The organism is Nitrincola iocasae, assembly GCF_008727795.1.
Lineage (GTDB): Bacteria > Pseudomonadota > Gammaproteobacteria > Pseudomonadales > Balneatricaceae > Nitrincola > Nitrincola iocasae.
Window position 1 is genome coordinate 2,297,213 of record NZ_CP044222.1, and the last position, 20,398, is coordinate 2,317,610.

General features: G+C 51.5%; 16 protein-coding genes. 8 read left to right on the forward strand and 8 right to left on the reverse strand.

From position 1 onward, the window contains the following. Nucleotides 1-123 precede the first annotated feature (123 nt). From nirD to F5I99_RS10650, 8 genes are all read right to left on the reverse strand, one after another. Nucleotides 124-501, reverse strand: coding sequence for a nitrite reductase small subunit NirD (gene nirD / locus F5I99_RS10615; protein WP_225307373.1), 378 nt, complete (start codon nt 499-501; stop codon nt 124-126). Beyond that, nucleotides 498-3,017, reverse strand: coding sequence for a nitrite reductase large subunit NirB (gene nirB / locus F5I99_RS10620; RefSeq protein WP_151055835.1), 2,520 nt, complete (start codon nt 3,015-3,017; stop codon nt 498-500). Before nirB ends, nirD begins: the two co-directional genes overlap by 4 nt. Nucleotides 3,018-3,065: 48 nt before the next feature. Continuing rightward, entirely contained in the window at nt 3,066-3,929 is an 864-nt protein-coding gene (locus F5I99_RS10625) for an ABC transporter ATP-binding protein (protein WP_151055837.1), read from the reverse strand. 15 nt (nt 3,930-3,944) lie between these two features. Next, nucleotides 3,945-4,931 carry an ABC transporter permease gene (locus F5I99_RS10630; RefSeq protein ID WP_151055839.1) on the reverse strand — a complete coding sequence of 329 codons (987 nt, stop codon included), beginning with the start codon at nt 4,929-4,931 and terminating at the stop codon, nt 3,945-3,947. A 35-nt stretch (nt 4,932-4,966) separates the two neighbouring features. After that, nucleotides 4,967-6,355: a CmpA/NrtA family ABC transporter substrate-binding protein gene (locus F5I99_RS10635; RefSeq protein ID WP_151055841.1), complete on the reverse strand. Its 1,389-nt coding sequence runs from the start codon at nt 6,353-6,355 to the stop codon at nt 4,967-4,969. Nucleotides 6,356-6,652: 297 nt separating this feature from the next. After that, on the reverse strand, nt 6,653-7,930 hold the full coding sequence (locus tag F5I99_RS10640) for a nitrate regulatory protein (protein WP_191905835.1): 1,278 nt from the start codon (nt 7,928-7,930) through the stop codon (nt 6,653-6,655). A gap of 59 nt (nt 7,931-7,989) precedes the next feature. Continuing rightward, on the reverse strand, nt 7,990-8,994 hold the full coding sequence (locus F5I99_RS10645) for an asparaginase (protein WP_151055845.1): 1,005 nt from the start codon (nt 8,992-8,994) through the stop codon (nt 7,990-7,992). After that, complete coding sequence (locus F5I99_RS10650; protein ID WP_151055847.1) at nt 8,991-10,409, reverse strand: aspartate ammonia-lyase; 1,419 nt, start codon at nt 10,407-10,409, stop codon at nt 8,991-8,993. Before F5I99_RS10650 ends, F5I99_RS10645 begins: the two co-directional genes overlap by 4 nt. 162 nt (nt 10,410-10,571) lie before the next feature. On the opposite strand from F5I99_RS10650, the gene F5I99_RS10655 reads away from it, so the two are divergent. The 8 genes from F5I99_RS10655 (at nt 10,572) to rsxA (ending at nt 20,392) form a co-directional block, all read left to right on the forward strand. Further along, on the forward strand, nt 10,572-11,396 hold the full coding sequence (locus F5I99_RS10655; RefSeq protein WP_151055849.1) for a helix-turn-helix domain-containing protein: 825 nt from the start codon (nt 10,572-10,574) through the stop codon (nt 11,394-11,396). Between the two features lie 262 nt (nt 11,397-11,658). Continuing rightward, on the forward strand, nt 11,659-14,298 hold the full coding sequence (locus tag F5I99_RS10660) for a nitrate reductase (RefSeq protein WP_151055851.1): 2,640 nt from the start codon (nt 11,659-11,661) through the stop codon (nt 14,296-14,298). Next, nucleotides 14,285-15,049 (forward strand): uroporphyrinogen-III C-methyltransferase, encoded by a 765-nt coding sequence (cobA, locus tag F5I99_RS10665; protein WP_151055853.1) that lies wholly within the window; start codon nt 14,285-14,287, stop codon nt 15,047-15,049. The genes F5I99_RS10660 and cobA overlap by 14 nt, the downstream gene beginning before the upstream one ends. A gap of 141 nt (nt 15,050-15,190) precedes the next feature. Beyond that, entirely contained in the window at nt 15,191-16,378 is a 1,188-nt protein-coding gene (locus tag F5I99_RS10670; RefSeq protein WP_225307374.1) for an NnrS family protein, read from the forward strand. 12 nt (nt 16,379-16,390) lie between these two features. Continuing rightward, entirely contained in the window at nt 16,391-16,828 is a 438-nt protein-coding gene (locus tag F5I99_RS10675) for an Rrf2 family transcriptional regulator (protein ID WP_151055857.1), read from the forward strand. A 143-nt stretch (nt 16,829-16,971) separates the two neighbouring features. Continuing rightward, complete coding sequence (gene cysD, locus F5I99_RS10680) at nt 16,972-17,889, forward strand: sulfate adenylyltransferase subunit CysD (protein ID WP_151055859.1); 918 nt, start codon at nt 16,972-16,974, stop codon at nt 17,887-17,889. Nucleotides 17,890-17,914: 25 nt separating this feature from the next. Beyond that, nucleotides 17,915-19,582, forward strand: coding sequence for a sulfate adenylyltransferase subunit CysN (gene cysN / locus F5I99_RS10685; protein WP_151055861.1), 1,668 nt, complete (start codon nt 17,915-17,917; stop codon nt 19,580-19,582). Between the two features lie 228 nt (nt 19,583-19,810). Next, the gene (rsxA, locus tag F5I99_RS10690) at nt 19,811-20,392 is read left to right on the forward strand and encodes an electron transport complex subunit RsxA (RefSeq protein WP_151055863.1); all 582 of its coding nucleotides are present in this window, start codon (nt 19,811-19,813) and stop codon (nt 20,390-20,392) included. Nucleotides 20,393-20,398 lie beyond the last annotated feature (6 nt).

The window sequence follows — 20,398 nt, forward strand, 5'->3', positions numbered from 1 at the left end:
CCTGACACCTGCATTGACACAGGCTTTTAAATAGGCAATTGAGGCGTAGTCTACTCCGAAACCATTATAACTGAAAATACTGATTATGAATTTTGTTATAATTAAATTATCTTTCAGAACCTATCAAGTTTCGAGCCCGCCTAGTGCTGTAAAGTCACCTATTTCCACCTGCTCTCCCTGAAACCTGACAGCCCAGCAGTTGATGCTGACCTGCGAGTCTTCCAGACACACACCATTATCCAGTCGAAAATGCTGCTTGTATATGGGTGAGGCTACCGACCAGATCCCCTCACTCTCACACAGCAAGCCGTGCGCCAATACTTCGGCGCCGGAAAAAGGGTCCGTGTGCGACAGTGCATAGCATTCCGGCTGTTGCCCTGGTAACCAGAAAATGGCTACCGGCTGTCCCTTGATGATCACGGCGACACCGGCACCCGCCACCAGATCACTCTGCTGGCATACCGGTATCCATTCTGATGCTGTCAATATGGCAGAGTTCATGCGCATTCCTCCTCAGTTACATCACGTGCCGGAATTAACTGACCACGCTCTTCTATCAGCGCAATACGCGCCCGACGAGGCTCTCCGGCGTTTACATAACTACGGAAACGTTTGCGCTTGGTCGGATCCTGTAGAGCATTCTTCCACTCACACTCATAGCTATCCACCACATGCTGCATGCGCGCTTCCAGCTCGGCCCCTAAACCAAGACTGTCTTCAATCACCACCTCGCGCAGATAGTCCAGGCCCCCTTGCAGGTTTTCCATCCATACCGAAGTACGTTGCAGACGGTCGGCGGTGTAGACATAAAACATCAGTACCCTGTCGATATAGCGCATCAGGGTTTCATCATCCAGATCGGTGGCAAACAGATCGGCATGGCGCGGTTTCATACCCCCGTTACCGCAAACGAACAGATTCCAGCCCTTCTCGGTGGCAATCACACCGATGTCCTTGCTCTGCGCCTCCGCACATTCACGTGTACAGCCGGACACGGCCATTTTTACCTTATGCGGCGAACGCAATCCCTTGTAGCGATTTTCCAGCTGTATCGCCATGCTCATGCTGTCCTGCACACCATAACGACACCAGGTATCACCAATACAGGATTTAACCGTGCGCAGGGATTTGCCATAGGCATGGCCTGTCTCGAAGCCTGCCGCAATCAGCTCTTCCCAGATTAATGGCAGCTCATCCAGCGTGGCACCGAACAGGTCGATACGCTGGCCACCGGTGATTTTGGTATAGAGATTGTACTTTTTACCCACTTCGCCAATGCTGATCAGCATACTGGGGGTAATTTCGCCACCGGGAATACGCGGTACAACCGAGTAGGTGCCATTTTTTTGCATATTGGCCATGAAGGTATCATTGGTATCCTGCAGTGCCACATGGGCGGGCTCATGCACATGATCATTCCAGATACTGGCCAGAATCGAGGCCACCGCCGGTTTGCAGATCTCACATCCGCCGCCCTGCCCATAACGGCTGATCAGTTCAGCAAAGGTTTTGATCTCCTCAACCTTGACCAGATGGAACAACTCCTGACGGGTATAACCGAAGTGCTCGCAAATCGACTTGTCGACCAGCACCCCACGTTTTTCCAATTCACTGTCGAGCACCGTTCTGACCATGGCAGCACAACCACCGCAACCGGTTGCTGCTTTGGTATTGGCTTTCAGATCAGCCATGGACACCGCACCATCATTCATCGCTTCACAAATATCCCCCTTGGTGACATTGTGACAAGAGCAGATGGTCGCCTCATAGGGCAAGGCCGAAGCGCCCAGGCCTGGCATGTCCTGACCGGTGGATGGCAAGATCAGGGATTCGGGATACTCCGGCAGTTCGATACCATTCAAGGCATACTGCAACAGGGTATCGTAGTAACTATTGTCGCCAACCAGAATCGCGCCGATCAGATGTTTACCATCTGCTGAGACCACCAGGCGTCGGTAAACACCGACCAGTTCATCCGCGTAACGGTAATTCAGCGCGCCGGGGGTACTGCCATGGGCATTACCGATCGATCCGACATCCACTCCCAATAATTTCAGTTTGGTGGACATATCTGCACCGGTAAAACTGGTTTTACCGTCTCCAGTCAGGTCTGACACGGCCGTTCTGGCCATGGTGTAGCCCGGTGCGACTAAGCCGAATAGCTGCTTCTGCCACAGCGCACATTCCCCTATGGCATAAATATCAGGATCACTGGTTTTACATTGGTTATCGATCACTATGCCGCCACGCTCTCCCAGAGTAAGACCGGCCTGCGCAGCCAGACTGTCCTGGGGGCGAATCCCTGCGGAAAACACGATCAGATCGGTTTCCAGCCAGGTTTCATCGCTAAAACACATACGCAAGCGATGCTCGTCACCGGCGACTATCTCTCGCGTCGCTTTTTCGGTGTGCACCTGTACCCCCAACTCTTCAATCTTACGACGCAGCAACTGCCCGGCGTCTGTGTCTAACTGTACCGGCATAAGTCGCGGGGCAAACTCGACGACATGCGCTTCCAGTCCCAGTTTTTTCAGTGCATTCGCCGCTTCAAGCCCCAGCAGTCCACCGCCTACTACGACGCCACGGGTCGCGCCCTTGGCACTCTCACGAATCGCATCCAGATCATCCAGGGTGCGGTACACCAGGCAGTGATCCTGTTCACGGCCGGGGATTGGCGGCACAAAGGGATAAGAACCGGTGGCCAGCACCAATTTATCGTAGCTAAACTCACCTGCCGCCGTCGTGACCTTGTGCGCCTCCCGGTCGATACTCAATACCGGTTGATTCAGGTGTAGATTAACCCCATCGCGGCTGTAAAAATCAGCATCACCCAGGTGCAGGTGAGTCGCACTCTGAGACTCAAAATATTCAGATAGATGCACACGGTCATAGGCCGGGTGTTTTTCTCCGGCAAAAATCTGCAGCTGAAATTCATCGGCTTTATCCGATGCCATCAGCTGTTCGGCAAAGTGGTGGCCGACCATGCCATTACCGATGACTAAGAGTTGTTTTTTCATTGTTAAACCTCTGTTTGGTTTGGTCTGCTCACGCGGGGCACGAACCTATCAGGCCGTTGCTACTTTTTTAGTCAGACGGACTGTATCGCTGTGTTGTACTTTTCGGGTGGTTGACGATAACGCCTCTACCTTGCGCTGCTTTTCATACAGGAAGCGCAGCACTTCATGGCGACAATGATTGTATTTAGCGTTATCAGCCATCTGAATCCGGTCTCTGGGTCTGGGCAGGTCAACCTCCAGAACTTCTCCGATAGTTGCCGATGGGCCATTCGTCATCATCACGATACGATCTGAAAGCAAAACTGCTTCATCAACATCATGGGTAATCATGATGACGGTGTTCTTCAGTTCAGCATGAATTTCCATGACCGAGTCCTGCAAATGCGCCCGGGTGAGTGCATCCAGTGCGCCAAAGGGTTCATCCATTAATAACACCTGCGGCTCCATGGCCAAGGCACGGGCGATTCCTACCCGCTGCTTCATCCCACCTGAAATTTCATCAGGACGCTTATGCATGGCGTCGGTCATCTGCACCAGTTCCAGGTTGTACTCGATCCACTGTTTCATTTCTTTACGGCTTTTAGTGCCTTTGAACACCTGTTTAACCGCAAGCTCAACATTCTGATAACAGCTCATCCAGGGCATCAGAGAATGATTTTGAAAGACCACCGCCCTTTCAGGACCCGGTTCATTCACTTCGCGTCCGTTAAGCAAAACACCACCTGACGTCGCTTTATGTAAACCGGCAACCAGATTAAGAACGGTGGATTTACCACAACCCGAATGACCTATAATGCTGACAAACTCGCCTTTATCGATAGTCAGATCTACATTGCTAAGTGCGCAGAAAGCCCCATTTGCAGTGGGAAACTCCATGCCAATTTTGGATAAAACTAACTGTTTTTGTTTCATAATCATCACCTATATTCAACGGGCCACTGTACTTTTATCCCAGTTAACCCATTTCTGAATGAACAACATGGCTCTATCCAGTAAAAAACCTATAACACCGATAACCAACACCGCCACACAAATTCTACTCAGTGAACTGGACGATCCATTTTGAAACTCATCCCATACAAATTTCCCCAGCCCTGGACTTTGCGCCAACATTTCAGCCGCAATCAGCACCATCCAGGCAATGCCTAACGACAGCCGTAAGCCAGTGAACATCATAGGAATAGCCGACGGGATAACGACCTTAATGACATAGGTAAGCCAGCCAAGCCTTAACACTTTGCTGACATTTTTAAGATCCTGATTAACACTACCCACACCTACCGAGGTATTAACCAGAGTGGGCCATAATGAACACAGGGTTACGGTAATCATTGAAACCAGAAATGCGCGTGAAAAAAGCGGTTCATCACTCACATACAGGGCGCTAACTACCAAAGTGACCAAAGGCAACCAGGCCAAAGGTGATACAGGTTTAAAAATTTGAATGATTGGATTAATGGCATTATAAATATGCTTGTTTAAGCCGATCACTATTCCCAGCGGGATAGCAATCAGTGTAGCCAGAAAAAAACCACTCAAAACAGTCCAAAGACTGGTCAGTATTTGATCGAAAAAAGTGACTCGACCATTAAAATCACGCCAGCTAATCTCAGTTTCAGGATTTTTAAGTAGAGCTGCCGCATTTCTTTGCTCTTGGCGATCATAATAGGCCTGCTCTCGCTGCATCTCATGCTGATGTTCATCAACCAGATTATTCCACTGCTCAACCACCTGCAGAGGTCCCGGAAAGGTTCCCAATGAGGTGTTAATTTGCTGGGCACCTAAATGCCATAAAGCTAAAAACACCACCAGCCCCAAGGCTGGGAATAAACTTGCCAGGGCAAGATCCTGCAATATTTGACCCTTCCACTCTTTAGGATTAGCCAGTTTTAATTTGATCAGAACAGCACTCATAGCATTCACCTTAAATTATCCATTAACACTTACCCTTAGGGTGTTTCATCATTTTTTAAGCCAATCGGGAACTGGTTTAAATACTGATTCGGTTGATGTGCATCAAATTTAAAATTATCGATAAAGGTAGTGTGATCTACTGAGCGGAAACCATCCTCCATGGCAAAATCCGGGAAGTCTTCAACTTGCAGCAGACCGTCTGCAATCAAGGATTCAGCTGCAGCTTGATAAACTTCGGGTAAAAAGACTTTTTTAGCCATGTCCATATACCAATCATCGGACTTGGCTTCAGGCAATTGTCCCCATCGACGCATTTGGGTTAAATACCAAATTGCATCAGAGTAATAAGGATAAGTTGCGTTATAACGGAAAAAGACGTTGTAATCAGGTGCGGGTCTAACATCCCCTTTTTCAAATTCGAAAACACCGGTCATGCTGTTTGCAATCACTTCAAAATCAGCACCAACGTAGTAGCTATTAGATATTATTTCGGCGGCTTCTCTTCGGTTCTCGTTATCATTCACATCCAACCAGTGACCTGCCCGAATCAGTGCTTTAACAACCCGCAGGTGGGTATTGGGATTTTCTTCAGCCCATTCGTTACTCACACCGAACACTTTTTCAGCAATGTTGTTACGTATGTCGTAATCGGTAATAACCGGAACGCCGATATCGCGAAAAACGGCTTGTTGATTCCACGGCTCACCGACGCAATAACCCTGAATTGTGCCAGCATCTAACGTAGCGGGCATTTGCGGTGGTGGCGTTACCGAAATATGCACATCAGCATTTAACGTGCCTGAGGTATCGTCTCGTTGTGGCGCGTAGTAACCAGGATGTATTCCCCCGGCAGCCAACCAGTAACGCAACTCATAGTTGTGCGTTGAAACCGGATAAACCATACCCAGGTTAAAGTTATCTCCTCTGCCATTGTATTCTTTAATCGCGGGTTGCAAATGCTCAGCACTGATCGGATGCACCGGGTTGTTGGATGTATCTACAGGTATGGTTGGACGCATCATGTCCCAGACATCCTTGGAGACGGTGCAGGCATTACCATTCAGGTCCATGGTAAACGCCGTGACGATATGCGCTTCGGTACCAAAACCCACTGTTGCACCCAGTGGTTGCCCAGCCAGCATATGAGCACCATCAAGCCGCCCATCTATGACCCCATCCAGCAGCACACGCCAGTTAGACTGCGCTTCCAACTGAACATACAGACCTTCATCTTCAAAAAAGCCTTTCTCGTAGGCAATGGCCAAAGGGGCCATATCGGTCAGCTTAATAAACCCGAAGGTCAGATCTTCTTTCTCAGCCATTCCCACGGCATGTACCTGACTCACCAGCAGTGAGCTACTCAGAATTGCCGCTATAGATAAACCTCGACAGGAATAATCAAAATATTTAGCCGTTATATTCATTACCAAAACCCCAATTTTGACAAAAAAAAACGGCGCCCACCTCTAACCCGCATAAAGCGAATTAGAGATGGACACCGTTGTCCAGTTACTGCTCTTACCTATTATTAACAACCAGCCCCGAAAGACTGGTTTTTAGCTTGTGATAAATATAAAGCGATAATCATGCCACAAAGACAAAACCACAAAAAAACAATGAATTACTTTAGATAATGATTAAACTAAATGATTTTGACACATGATATCGCACCCATCTTGTGCAACACGCACTGAAATGATCCACGCATACAAAACCAAGACTCACGCAGTGTGATTATTGCGTAGCAGTATGCGGGTGCGTTCGATAATGATTTCAGCCACATCCATTAAGCGCAGATTCTGTTCCATGGCCGACTGACGTATCTGACGATAGGCCTGATCTTCAGTTACGCCCTGATATTCCATCAGCAAGCCCTTGGCACGCTCCAGGATTTTGCGCTCCATCAACGCCTGACGCGCCTGTTGCAGCTCATCACTGACAGACTGTAAGCGCATGGATTGCGCTTTGAGTAATTCATAAACAGAACGACCGGCTGGCGGTGTTTCTTCACTGGAGTGCTGTTCGAATGCCTGTAATGAATCGGTCAGAAAGCTTAAGGATGAAGACTCGCCCGCATCAGCAACCAGGCTATTGAGCAAACAGCGGTGATTACGTAAATCCAGCTGCGCCCCATCAAGTTTGGTGCTACACAGTGACAACAAATCAGCGGCCAGGGCTTCCTCTATCTGCTTCATGGCATCGATTCGGCAGGTAGCCACGTCATACCATACTTCACTGAAGGCGGAAGGAATGGCCTCGTCCGCGTTGGCTCGCGCCACGATCTGACGCAATCTGTTCAGCTCAGCAGCAGATTCATGTACCAACAGTGCCTCCCATAAGTGCAAGGGTTTCGGGCTACTGAACTCGGCAAAGGTTTCAAAGCAACGCGCCTGAGCTTCAATCAGGTGTTGTAGTTTATGCTGCTCTTCGGTTTCAAAGTGCCCTACTGCAAAGCCACTGGCACCCCAGGCACGCTCCTGCCCGGCCAGCTCTTTTCCTTGCATAAAGTTGAACATGGCGACCAATGCCCGGGTGATATCCGGATCGGTCGCGGTATCCGCGGCTTCAAAAACCACAGACAATAAACCGGCAATCAATGCACTGATCAGGCGGGTTAACTCTTTTGCAGTGATTCGCAGATGCAGTGTCCGCTGACGTATTTCAGGCAACGCATCCAGCCCGTGCAACACATAAGCTATACGCGCATACAGACGCACACTGCCGGACAGGTGACAGGCATCCAAATCCAATGCCGCCAGACGTTGCCGCAGGCCAGCTTCCATTTCTAGGCACAGGGCAATCTGTTCCTGGCGCTGCGACCCGAAACGCTCACCTTCTGACGCAATATAGACATTTGACAAACCCCGCTCACGCTGCAACATATGCACCAACTGACTGATACTGTTAACCAATTCCCCGGTCAACAGCAATTTCTCCAGATTGGCAATTTCACAGCGCTTTGAGGCCAGCAAATAATCTTCTGCACTGCATGAAGGCATGATGAGCTCCGTTATGTCTGTTTGGAACATCATCTTGCAAGGTTTATACCACTACCCTATTAATCTGCCGAGCACTCACCGGCAATCGAACAGTTAAGTAACCTTGCAATCCCCGCCGCTGAAAAGTGACATGCCAGTAACCAATGCAGTTTGGTGAAGGCCGCTTCAGGTGTCAGATCCCCTCCGGAAATCACACCGATGCGGTTTAAGTCTGATGCACTGGCATAACTGCCTTGAGTTACACCACCACTGATACACTGACTGACATTGATAACTGTCACCCCGGCAGTAATTAATTCGGCCAGCACCGGCACCAGCCCCTTGGGAGGATTGCCAGCGCCATAGGTCTGTAGCACCAAGCCGCGTAATCCAGGTTGATGCAGCAACCATTGCAGCTGTTCGCTAGCCATACCCGGATAGACACTCAGCATCACAACTGACTCAGCATGCATCTGCTCCGGCAAGGCTGATAACCCGACCTTGCCTTTGTGTAACGCCTGCAACGGCATATATAGCGGCTTAATCCCCAATTGCGCCAGCGCTGGGAAGGCGGGTGAGTCAAATGCGGCCAGCGCTTCACTATGCAGCTTACGGCAACGATTGCCACGCAGTAACTGATCATGGAAGCACACGCACACTTCATGAATCAGGCCCTCAGCGGCCAACTGCAAGCTGTTGGTTACATTGACTAACGCATCGCTACGAGGCTCACTCAGAGGAATCTGAGCCCCTGTAATAATCACCGGCTTATCCAGCGACCCTAACATAAATGACAAGGCCGACGCGGTATAGGCTAGCGTATCTGTGCCGTGCAGGATCACAAACCCCCTGTAGTCCTGCCAGTATGAGCCTAATAGACGCGCTAAATGCAGCCAGTCAGCGGGTTCTGCCGCCGCACTGTCGATCAGTGGCTCCAGCTCCACCCAGTCAAACGCCACCGATTGAGCCGGGTTCAAACTGTCGCGTAAACGCTGCTCAAATCCAGTCGCAGGCGCATAGCCATCGGCGGTTGCGACCATACCTATTGTACCACCACAGTGTATAACCAGTACCGACGCTGTCATAAGACGCTCACCGGCTCAAGCGTCATATAAGGCTTTAGCATGGCTTCGGGGCTCAGCAGTCTGTCGAGCTCCTGAGGTGTCAACAGTCCTTTTGCCAACACCAGCTCCCTTACAGTTTCACCACTCATCAGCGCCTGCGCGGCAATGCGTGAAGCCTGGGTATAACCTATATGGGGTACCAGTGCTGTAACCACGCCAATGCTGTTGTGCAGATGCTCTGCACAGCGATCTTCATTAGCCTCTATGCCCCGGATGCAGCGCTGATCCAGCATGTCACAGGCTGAGCTCAGCATACGAATTGAACTGAGCAGGTTATAGACTATCAACGGCTCCATGGCATTGAGCTGTAATTGTCCCGCTTCGGCGGCCAAAGTCACTGCCAGATCATTGGCAATCACCTGAAAAGCCGTTTGGTTAACCGCTTCAGGAATTACCGGATTGACCTTACCCGGCATGATGGATGAACCTGGCTGTACCGCTGGCAAGCGTATCTCACCAAACCCGGTTCTAGGGCCACTTGAAAGTAAGCGTAAATCGTTAGCCACCTTGCTGAGTTTGATCGCCAGACGTTTCAGGATGCCCGAGAAAAATACAAAGGCACCCATATCCGATGTCGCTTCCACCAGATTAGTCGCTGGCACCAGTGGCTTGCCGGTTATGTGGGCCAGATAGCCTATCGCCAGGGCGGAATACTCAGGGTGGGCATTAATCCCTGTCCCTATCGCGGTCCCGCCAAGATTGACCTCGCACAGTAGTGCGCAGGCTTCATGTAGCCGATCGATATCTTCGCGCAGGGTGACAGCAAAGGCTTCAAATTCCTGACCCAGCGTCATAGGCACCGCGTCCTGCAGCTGGGTTCGACCCATTTTCACCACATGATTAAACGCCTGCCCTTTCTCGTTGAGTACATTAATCAGTGCCTGCAGTGTTTCGATAAGCGGTTCGGTGGCAATCTGAACGGCGACACAAACCGCTGTTGGATAGGCATCATTGGTTGATTGGGAACGGTTCACATCATCATTGGGATGCAAAAACTGATAATCACCGCGCTGATGGCCCATATTGGTCAGTGCCAGATTAGCAATCACTTCATTGGCATTCATATTGGTTGATGTACCCGCACCGCCCTGGATCATATCCACGACGAACTGATCATGCAGTTTGCCAAGCTGTACATCCTGACAAGCAGTAATGATGGCTTTGGCTTTATTATCAGGCAACACCCCCAAATCACGATTCGCACAGGCCGCCGCCTGCTTTACCATCGCCAATGCATTTACCAGCTCCGGAAAGTGGTTCAACGGAATACCGGTGATGGAAAAATTTTCCAGTGCGCGCTGGGTCTGGATACCATACCAGCAGTAATCCGGCATTACGCGTTCGCCCAGCAGGTCGTGTTCAAGTCGTGTTTTCATCAGCCATTACCCGTTTGTTGGTTTTGCCTATTAAATCAACCCGCCAGCCTGACTACCATTTGGCAAATTGTTGCTTTAAGATGCATTTATAAGCGCTATATGCATCATAGTGCATCACTTTATTAAACTCTCCAACAACCACTGAGACAGGTCCATCACCCAATGACTGAACATTTCTGCAGTAATCTGAAATTACTCTGCAGTTACCATAAATCCATTGCTGAGGTTTGCCGCCGCTTAGGGGTCAACCGCACCCAGTTCAATCGTTACCTGAAAGGCAGCAATCAGCCCTCTACACATAGGCTGCAACAGATCTGTGATTTTTTTGGCGTGGAACCGCATGAAATACTACTGCCTCATCATCAGTTTCAGCGCCTGATCAGCGTTCGCCCTCGCATCACTACCCATGCCACGGAGCAACCTGCTGCTGAACAACAGCATTTGCAACGCCTGCGACAACAAAGTGGCCAGGGATTGGACAGGTACCTCGGCTATTATTTTGAGTATTACCTATCCATGGCCTCTCCTGGAAAAATCCTGCGAACCCTGGTGCATATCGAAAAAGTCTCCGATCAGGTGGTTTTTCAGCGTTTGGAGCGCATGCAGGAACGTCCAAATGAAAAGCCCTGCCATAGCATCTATCTCGGTGCGGCCTACCTTTTAGCTGACCGGATTTTTATGGTGGATTATGAGTCGTTGACCGAGCAGGAAATCAGCCAAACCATCCTGTTTCCCAGCTACAGGAATCGTATTACCTATCTGACCGGCCTTAAACTGGGAGCATCCGGCAGCGGTGAACGCATGCCTTGTGCCACTCGGGTGGTCTACGAACACCTGGGCAACTCCGTGGATAAACGCCAGGCCCTGCGCCTCTGTGGACTCTATCCGCTGGATACTGACCAGATTGAGCCACTACTGAAACAAGCACTATCCAATCAGATTGCAGCCGATGAATACCATTTGCGTGCACGACATCTGCCCAGGTAAGGATCGGAAGCGGCATCGCACGCACCAAAATAGTGCCAATATAACGCTTTCTAGATATTTCAAATCCCAGCCTTGCCAGCAATCAGCTGATTTTTAACGATAAGCCCGCTATGGCACCGTTTTTGCTGCTAACTAATCCATAGCAACAAGACAATGTATAGTTTTTATCAGAGTGTAACTCTGACTACGGCAATGGCGCCCGCAACTTCACCCTGCATCACTGGGGGATGAAGTTGCGGGCTTTTTTTTTGGGATAAAGCTTATGAAACAGCAGACCACCTGCCCCTATTGTGGCGTAGGTTGCGGGATAACCGCCGAACTGAGTGCAAACCGGATTCTAAGTGTATCTGGTGACCCACAGCATCCGGCGAATCGGGGACGTCTGTGTGTCAAAGGCTCTACCCTGCATGAAACCACCGCGCCAGAGGCTCGTTTATTGCTACCCAGCATCGAAGGTCGTGCAGTCAGTTGGGATACCGCGCTGGATAAGGTGGCCCGGCAGATACGCCAGGCGGTGGATCAACATGGGGCTGGCAGTGTTGCCATGTACCTGTCCGGCCAGTTGCTGACTGAAGACTACTATGTTGCTAACAAGCTAATGAAAGGCTTTCTCGGTTCAGCTCATGTCGATACCAACTCACGCTTGTGTATGGCCTCCACCGTTGCCGGTCATAAGCGGGCATTCGGCGCCGACGCCGTACCCGGCTGCTATGAAGACCTGGAAATAGCTGATCTGATCCTGCTGGTGGGTTCTAATGCGGCCTGGAATCATCCGATCCTTTATCAACGCATCCAGGCAGCAAAACAGGCTAATCCTTCTCTACGTGTTGTAGTGATAGATCCGCGGGCAACCGCCAGCTGTGATCTTGCTGATCTGCACCTGCAACTGCAACCGGGTAGCGATGCGGCCTTGTTTAATGCACTGCTGGTTTACCTTGCGGATCAGGGACACGTGGATCATGCGTTTCTGTTACAGCATGCCGAAGGCTTTGAACAAACACTGGCGACAGCACGCGCCGACACTCCCGACATCTCGATTGCCGCCACCAAAACCGGTCTTGATAACCATGACTTAACGCGTTTTTTCCGCTGGTTTGCGGCAACGGAACGCACTGTGTCGCTGTTTTCTCAGGGTGTTAATCAATCCAGCTCCGGCACCGACAAGGTCAACAGCCTGATCAACTGCCATCTGGCAACGGGTCGTATCGGTAAGCCAGGCAGCTCGCCCTTCTCACTGACTGGCCAACCCAATGCCATGGGTGGACGGGAGGTGGGAGGCCTCGCCAATCAACTGGCAGCACATATGGATTTCAGCCCTGAAAATGTTGACCGGGTGCAGCGCTTCTGGAATGCCCCCAATATGGCCAGTGAACCGGGGCATAAAGCACTGGAGTTGTTCAACGCTGTGGAGCGCGGAGAAATTAAAGTACTCTGGATAATGGCCACCAACCCGCTTGTCAGCCTGCCGGACACTCAGCTGATACGCCGGGCGCTGAAGCGCTGTGAGCTGGTTATTGTGTCTGAATCCATGGCCGATACCGATACGCTGCAATTGGCCGACATCTGTCTGCCCGCCAGCAGCTGGGGTGAAAAGTACGGCACGGTCACCAACTCAGAGCGCTGCATCTCGCGCCAGCGAAGCTTGCTCCCGCCCCCTGGTGAAGCACGTCATGATTGGCAGATTATTTGTGAGGTAGCAAAACGGCTGGGATTTGCCGAAGCCTTCAACTACCCACATCCAGCCGCTATTTTTGCCGAACACGCCGCGCTGTCAGGATTTGAGAACGCTGGAAAGCGTTGCTTTGATATCAGTGGATTAAGCCGTTTGAGCCAGACTGAATATGACCAGCTTCAACCCATTCAGTGGCCGGTCACCACCGATGCGCCTTACGGCACCCAACGCCTGTTTAGTAACGGCAAGTTTTTCACCCCTTCAGCCAAGGCCCGACTGATACCTGTCAGCTCGCAACAGCCCATGCAACAGCTGACGGACGAAGCGCCCTTGCGCCTTAATACTGGACGCATTCGTGACCAATGGCACACTATGACCCGCACGGGCCGCACGCCGACCCTGTTTCGCCATCGCGCCGAGCCTTTTATTGACCTGCACCCGCTGGATGCAGCCACCCATGCGCTTCAGGATCAGGATCTGGCCAGGCTGGAGAATGCTCAAGGGCAGTTTATCGGCCGGGTTCGCATTACACCAGGGCAACGCCCTGGCGAGGTGTTTGTTCCCATGCACTGGACACAGTCCTTCAGTAGTGAGGGTCGTTGTAACGTGCTGATTGAATCCGTGGCCGATCCGATTTCCGGCCAGCCGGAATCCAAACAGGGGGCGGTGCGCCTGTCAGGTGTTGCGACAGCCTGGCACGCCAGGTTATTAACCGCCAGGCATCTGAGCGTTAATCTGCGCGGCTACTGGGCGCGCATGCCCCAGCAGCATGCCATGGGTTATGCCCTGGCTGACAGCGACTGGCCGGAAAGCTGGTCAGACTGGTGCCTGCAACACCTGGGACAACGTCCGGATCTTTCTCTACAGACCCAGCCCAACGGCCAACTGCGTGCCTGCGCATTGGAGAACGGCAAGCTGTTGTGGCTGTTGCTGGTTTCACCTGACAAGCATTTTCCTGACCTGAAACCCCTCGATCGACAATTTGCACGCTCGAACCTGACCGCCTTGCAGCAACTTAACCTGCTCAAGAGTGATCAAGACTCGGCATCAGGCGAGCTGATCTGTAGCTGCTTCCAGGTCGATGACCCAACCATCAGAGCCGCCATACAATCGGGTTGCCACAGCGTTGAAGCACTGGGCAAAGCCCTGAGCTGTGGTACCAATTGTGGTTCCTGTATACCTGAACTCAAGGCGCTACTGGCGCAGGAGGCTGAAGATGTTACCCACTAATAGCAAGGAACACAGCGGTAGCGTAGCGCTGGTTGGTGCCGGACCCGGTGACCCTGAACTGATCACCCGTAAAGGCTGGCGGCTGATCTTACAGGCTGACGTACTCATCTATGATGCGCTGGTCAGCGATGAGCTACTGGCTGATATTCCAGTCAGCATTGCCAGAATCTATGTTGGTAAACGCAAAGGCCAGCACAGTATGTCGCAGGAGGCCATCTGTGAACTGTTGATTAAGCAGGCACGCCTGGGTAAACGGGTGGTAAGATTAAAAGGCGGTGATCCACTGGTGTTCGGCCGGGTGACCGAAGAGATACAGGCGCTGCAACAAGCCGGCATTGCCTTTACCCTGGTACCCGGTATTACCGCGGCGGCAGGCTGTGCCGCCAGTTGTAACTTTTCCCTCACCGAACGCACTATTGCTGCCAGTGTACGCTTTGTTACCGCACACACCTGTGATGATAGGGAAACGCCCTGGGCCGATCTGGCACGCCGTGATGAAACTCTGGTGTTTTACATGGGCCTGTCCAAAGCACCGCACATCAGTCTGGAGTTACAACGCCATGGCCTGCCACCTGACTGGCCGGTATTGCTGGTGGAGCGAGGCACACAACGCAATCAGCGCAGCGTGCGTACCGACCTTGCCAACCTGGTTGATTGTATCCAGCAGCATCGCCTGGAATCGCCCACATTGATTTTTGTCGGGCAGGTGGTCGCGGCACAACAAATCAATGCAATATTAAAAGCCGCCTGACAAACACCATAAGATGCATTTTATTTACATCTTTAATAAAAGCGCGTTACTATAGCAATTAAAGGTCAAGAGAAGTCACGAGAGCATCAGCCAACACATGGATGACTGATGCGGCTCACGCTATCATCCGGAGCGCGTAACATGCTGTCAAAGAACCCACCTATAGCCCTGCTCGCTTTCGCCTTCAGGCCTTTTTTCCTGCTATCCGCCGCTTATGCCGCCAGCATTATTCTGGGATGGAGCTTATTGTTGTTTAGTGGGGCCACCCTGCCGATCAGTTGGCCCGCACTACTGTGGCACAGCCATGAAATGCTGTTTGGCTTTGTGACAGCTGCAATTGCTGGCTTTCTGCTGACCGCCATGACCAACTGGACAGGGGCAGCCCCTTTGCAGGGCAAGGCACTGCTCGCCCTGGTATTGCTTTGGTGCGCCGGACGTGTGGTGATGTGGCTTTCTGCCACCCTGCCCTGGCTGGTGGTGGCCCTTGTAGATCTGGCATTTTTACCGGTACTGGCAATCTACGTCGCACGGGTACTGCTACGCGCACAAAACCGCAAAAACCTGATTCTGGTCGTTATTCTGACACTGCTGTTTATCGCCAACCTGCTGATGCATCTGGGGCAGCTACAGCTATCTCCCTGGCTAATGCGACAAGGAGAATTGTTTGGGCTTAACCTGATCACCCTGATAATGGTAGTGATCGCTGGCCGTATAACACCGGCGTTCACCGCCAACTGGATTCGCATGCACGGAGGCAATCCTGCCAGAGTGATACGCTCAGCACGCATGGATCTACTGGCGATTGTCAGCACCGCCCTGCTGATACCCCTCAACCTGGGTGGAGCACCAGGCAGCGTGATGGCGGTATTTGCTCTGGCGGCTGGAGTCTTTAATGCTATTCGCTTATTCCAGTGGCGCGGCTGGCTGGTCAACAAAGAACCGCTGCTGTGGATTTTGCATCTGGGGTATCTGTGGATCGTTGTTGCCTTGCTTCTGCGTGCCGCGGGGCTACTCCTGCCAGGATTGTCTGACTCCCTCTGGCAACATGCGCTCGGTGTCGGTGCCATGGGCACGCTGATTCTGGGGGTGATGACCCGCGTGGCCATGGGCCATACCGGGCGCGCTTTGCAACTGGTACGTTTTGGGCTGCTGATCTATATCGCTATTATCTTGTCGGGGCTATTTAGAATGCTCGCTGCGGCGCAACTGATCGACTACACGGCAGGGGTTATGCTCTCGGCGGTGTTTTGGATTACCGCCTTTGCGCTCTTTGTAGTACTCTACTGGCCTATTCTGAGCCGCCCGCGTGCTGACGGGCGCCCCGGCTGATTCAGGTTATCCATGCATATCACCAGTTTTACCGATTATGCACTCCGAGTGCTCATCTATGTGGCGGTCAAAGCCCCCGCGCAGTGCACCATTGCTGAAATCGCCGAGCGCTACGGCATTTCTCGTAACCACCTGATGAAAGTGGTACAGGCTCTCAATCAGCGCGGTTATCTCTGCGCTCAACGCGGCAAAAACGGCGGGTTGCGGCTTAAAGGATCCGCCAGTGACATAAATCTGGGCCAGTTGATTCGGGAAACCGAGCAAGACAAGCCGCTGGTTGAATGCTTTGGTCGCGACAACCAGTGTGTGATCACACCAGCATGCCAACTCAAAGGTATTCTGGCTGAAGCACAACAGGCTTTTTACCAGTGCCTGGACCGCTATACACTTGCGGATCTGGTCTCGGCCCGATCACAGCAGCAACTGACGCAGCTACTGAACCTCACCTAAGTCGGTACACTGGATATCCTTACCGCCCTATATTCCATATAAGTCTATAAAAATTCATATATATTCTTTTTTATTTTATGCAAAATCCTCCATAATTGGCAGCTTAACATCCCGTAGACCGATTGCTGACGGAAGACTTTGCTATGCCAGCCTTACCCGAAAACCGATTAACACACCTGAAACAGCTCGAAGCGGAAAGCATTCACATTATCCGTGAAGTCGCCGCCGAGTTTGATAACCCGGTAATGCTCTACTCCATTGGCAAAGACTCCTCCGTCATGCTGCATCTGGCCCGGAAAGCCTTCTTCCCTGGCAATCCGCCGTTTCCTTTGCTGCATGTAGACACCACCTGGAAATTTCAGGAAATGATCCGCTTTCGTGACAATATGGCCAAGGAAGCCGGCATGGATCTGATCGTACACATCAACCCGGAAGGGGTTGAGATGGGGATCAGCCCGTTTACACACGGCTCAAAGAAACACACCGACATTATGAAGACCCAAGGGCTGAAGCAGGCGCTGAATCAGTATAAATTTGATGCCGCTTTCGGTGGAGCGCGTCGTGACGAAGAAAAATCGCGTGCCAAGGAACGTATTTTTTCCTTCCGTGACAAGAACCACCGCTGGGACCCTAAAAACCAGCGTCCTGAGCTGTGGAATATTTTTAATACCCGCGTCGATAAGGGCGAGAGTATTCGGGTGTTCCCTCTGTCTAACTGGACAGAACTGGATATCTGGCAATACATCTACCTGGAAAACATCGACATCGTACCGCTCTACTACTCAGCGGTACGCCCGGTTGTCGATCGCGATGGCATGCTGATCATGGTAGATGATGAACGCATGCCGCTGCGTCCCGAAGAAACCCCGGTGATGAAATCGGTACGTTTTCGTACACTCGGCTGCTACCCGCTAACTGGCGCCGTTGAATCCGAGGCTGACAGTCTCGAAGAGATCATTCAGGAAATGCTGTTGGCCACCACTTCTGAGCGTCAGGGGCGCGCCATCGACCATGATGGTGCCGGCTCCATGGAACAAAAGAAGATGGAAGGTTATTTCTGAACACAGCCGCCGAGAGGAATAGAACATGAGCCACCAGAGCGAACTTATCGCCAACGACATCAAAACTTATCTGCACCAGCATGAGAACAAGGAACTGCTGCGTTTGCTCACCTGCGGCAGTGTGGATGATGGTAAATCCACGCTGATCGGACGACTGCTGCATGATTCGAAAATGATCTATGAAGATCAACTCGCGGCCATTACCCATGACAGTAAAAAAGTCGGTACCACAGGTGATACCGTGGATCTGGCGCTATTGGTAGACGGTTTGCAAGCAGAGCGTGAACAAGGCATTACCATTGATGTTGCCTACCGTTATTTTTCTACCGCCAAGCGTAAGTTCATCATCGCCGACACTCCCGGTCATGAGCAATATACCCGCAATATGGCTACAGGGGCGTCTACCTGTGATCTGGCGATCATCCTCATCGATGCCCGCCATGGGGTGCAGGTGCAAACCCGCCGCCACAGCTTTATCGTCTCGCTGCTGGGCATTCGCCACACCCTGGTGGCGATCAATAAAATGGATCTGGTGGAATACAGTGAAGAGCGCTTCAATCAGATTAAGGCCGATTATCTGGCGTTTGCCAAAGACCTGAATCTGCCGGATATTCAGTTTGCACCCATTTCAGCACTCAACGGTGATAATGTCGTCAATCCATCGGAAAATATGCCCTGGCATAACGGTGCACCGCTGATGACATTGCTGGAACAGATCGAGATCGCCCAGGATCATAATTTTGATGAGTTACGCTTCCCGGTTCAGTATGTTAACCGCCCTAACCTGAATTTCCGCGGCTATTGTGGCACCCTGACCTCAGGTGTCGTCCAGGTCGGTGATATGATTAAAGTACTGCCCTCTGGCAAGCAGAGCCGAGTCAAATCCATTGTGACCTGGGACGGTGAACTGGACAGAGCCTTTGCTCCCATGGCGGTGACGCTGACACTGGAAGATGAAATTGATATTTCCCGTGGCGACCTGCTGGTACACGCTGAAGCGGCACCCGAACCACGGCAGCATTTCAGTGCACATCTGGTATGGATGGACGAAAACGCCCTTAATCCTGCGCGGGATTATGAGATCAAACTGGCGACCAGCCGTCAGACCGGACGGATAAGCCGTGTCCATCACCGCATCGATGTGAACACTCTCGAACATATACCAACTGGCTCATTGGAACTAAATGAAATAGCCAAGGTCGATCTGTCACTGGAGCGCGCGGTGGTTGCGGATAACTACCGCCTGCATAAGGGCACGGGCGCCTTCATTCTGGTGGACAGATTTACCAACCGTACGGTTGCAGCGGGAATGATACTGCCACCGGAGCAGACTCAGAATGCACTGAAACTGACCTCTGAAAGCCTGCTGAACAGCACGCTATGGGAGCAGCGTTTTGGACAAAAAGCCAGCTGCATTCAAGTCAAGGGTGGCACGGCTGAACAGCGAGCTCAACTGCTCTACTCACTGGAAAAAGCGCTGTTCGACCAGGGCAAAGTAGCTTTTGTACTGGATACAGAGTCGCCACAAGTGCCATCAGACACAGATGATACACTGGTTAACTGGCTGACTAGCAAAGGAATCATATTGCTCACCAATGCAGCAAGTGAACTTAGCAGTAGCCAGATTATTAATCTGGATAACGACAAGGATAGCACCAGCCAACACGTGACTGCATGGCTAAAACGATTGTAGTCGGCGCGCTAGCCAAACATATATTAGCTACATATAAACATATAGGCTTGAGCTTATATCCTTGAAGGTAAAAGCAATTTAGCCCCTGAAGCACTGTTGAAGTGCGGTAGAGTTGCGCTGGATCAATGATCTGCATCTGTACCCGCAGGGGCTGAATCCGTTAACATAGCAGAATAGTCAAACCGGCACCTTCTTCGCTCGTTGATTCAGGACACGCTGACCAAGAGTATGAATGAATTTCTTCTTATCCTGATAAGCACCGTACTAGTGAACAACTTTGTTCTGGTGCAATTTCTAGGGCTTTGTCCATTTATGGGGGTTTCCAATAAGCTGGAAACGGCCATGGGCATGTCGCTCGCCACAACCTTTGTACTGACGCTGGCATCGGTGTGCAGCTACCTGGTCTATCGCTACCTGCTGCTGCCGTTCGACATTACCTGGCTGCGGACTATCTCGTTTATTCTGGTCATTGCCGTGGTCGTGCAGTTCACTGAAATGGTGGTACACAAAACCAGTCCACTGTTGCACAAGCTGCTGGGTATTTATCTGCCGCTCATCACCACCAACTGTGCGGTGCTGGGTGTAGCCCTGTTGAACATCCAGAAGCAGAACAACTTCCTGGAATCCATTGCCTATGGCTTCGGAGCGGCCGTGGGCTTTTCCATGGCCCTGGTGCTTTTTTCTGCCCTGCGTGAACGCATCGCCGTCGCCGACGTACCCGTTACTTTCCGTGGAGCTGCTATCGGCATGGTGACTGCCGGACTGATGTCGTTGGCTTTCATGGGCTTTACCGGTCTGGTCAGGGTTTGAGGGAAG

What these genes read in the sequence shown, in the direction of transcription:
- nirD (WP_225307373.1), bottom strand. Translation starts at nt 501, where the DNA reads ATGAACTCTGCCATATTGACAGCATCAGAATGGATACCGGTATGCCAG.
- nirB (WP_151055835.1), bottom strand. Translation starts at nt 3,017, where the DNA reads ATGAAAAAACAACTCTTAGTCATCGGTAATGGCATGGTCGGCCACCAC.
- F5I99_RS10625 (WP_151055837.1), bottom strand. Translation starts at nt 3,929, where the DNA reads ATGAAACAAAAACAGTTAGTTTTATCCAAAATTGGCATGGAGTTTCCC.
- F5I99_RS10630 (WP_151055839.1), bottom strand. Translation starts at nt 4,931, where the DNA reads ATGAGTGCTGTTCTGATCAAATTAAAACTGGCTAATCCTAAAGAGTGG.
- F5I99_RS10635 (WP_151055841.1), bottom strand. Translation starts at nt 6,355, where the DNA reads ATGAATATAACGGCTAAATATTTTGATTATTCCTGTCGAGGTTTATCT.
- F5I99_RS10640 (WP_191905835.1), bottom strand. Translation starts at nt 7,930, where the DNA reads ATGCCTTCATGCAGTGCAGAAGATTATTTGCTGGCCTCAAAGCGCTGT.
- F5I99_RS10645 (WP_151055845.1), bottom strand. Translation starts at nt 8,994, where the DNA reads ATGACAGCGTCGGTACTGGTTATACACTGTGGTGGTACAATAGGTATG.
- F5I99_RS10650 (WP_151055847.1), bottom strand. Translation starts at nt 10,409, where the DNA reads ATGAAAACACGACTTGAACACGACCTGCTGGGCGAACGCGTAATGCCG.
- F5I99_RS10655 (WP_151055849.1), top strand. Translation starts at nt 10,572, where the DNA reads ATGACTGAACATTTCTGCAGTAATCTGAAATTACTCTGCAGTTACCAT.
- F5I99_RS10660 (WP_151055851.1), top strand. Translation starts at nt 11,659, where the DNA reads ATGAAACAGCAGACCACCTGCCCCTATTGTGGCGTAGGTTGCGGGATA.
- cobA (WP_151055853.1), top strand. Translation starts at nt 14,285, where the DNA reads ATGTTACCCACTAATAGCAAGGAACACAGCGGTAGCGTAGCGCTGGTT.
- F5I99_RS10670 (WP_225307374.1), top strand. Translation starts at nt 15,191, where the DNA reads ATGCTGTCAAAGAACCCACCTATAGCCCTGCTCGCTTTCGCCTTCAGG.
- F5I99_RS10675 (WP_151055857.1), top strand. Translation starts at nt 16,391, where the DNA reads ATGCATATCACCAGTTTTACCGATTATGCACTCCGAGTGCTCATCTAT.
- cysD (WP_151055859.1), top strand. Translation starts at nt 16,972, where the DNA reads ATGCCAGCCTTACCCGAAAACCGATTAACACACCTGAAACAGCTCGAA.
- cysN (WP_151055861.1), top strand. Translation starts at nt 17,915, where the DNA reads ATGAGCCACCAGAGCGAACTTATCGCCAACGACATCAAAACTTATCTG.
- rsxA (WP_151055863.1), top strand. Translation starts at nt 19,811, where the DNA reads ATGAATGAATTTCTTCTTATCCTGATAAGCACCGTACTAGTGAACAAC.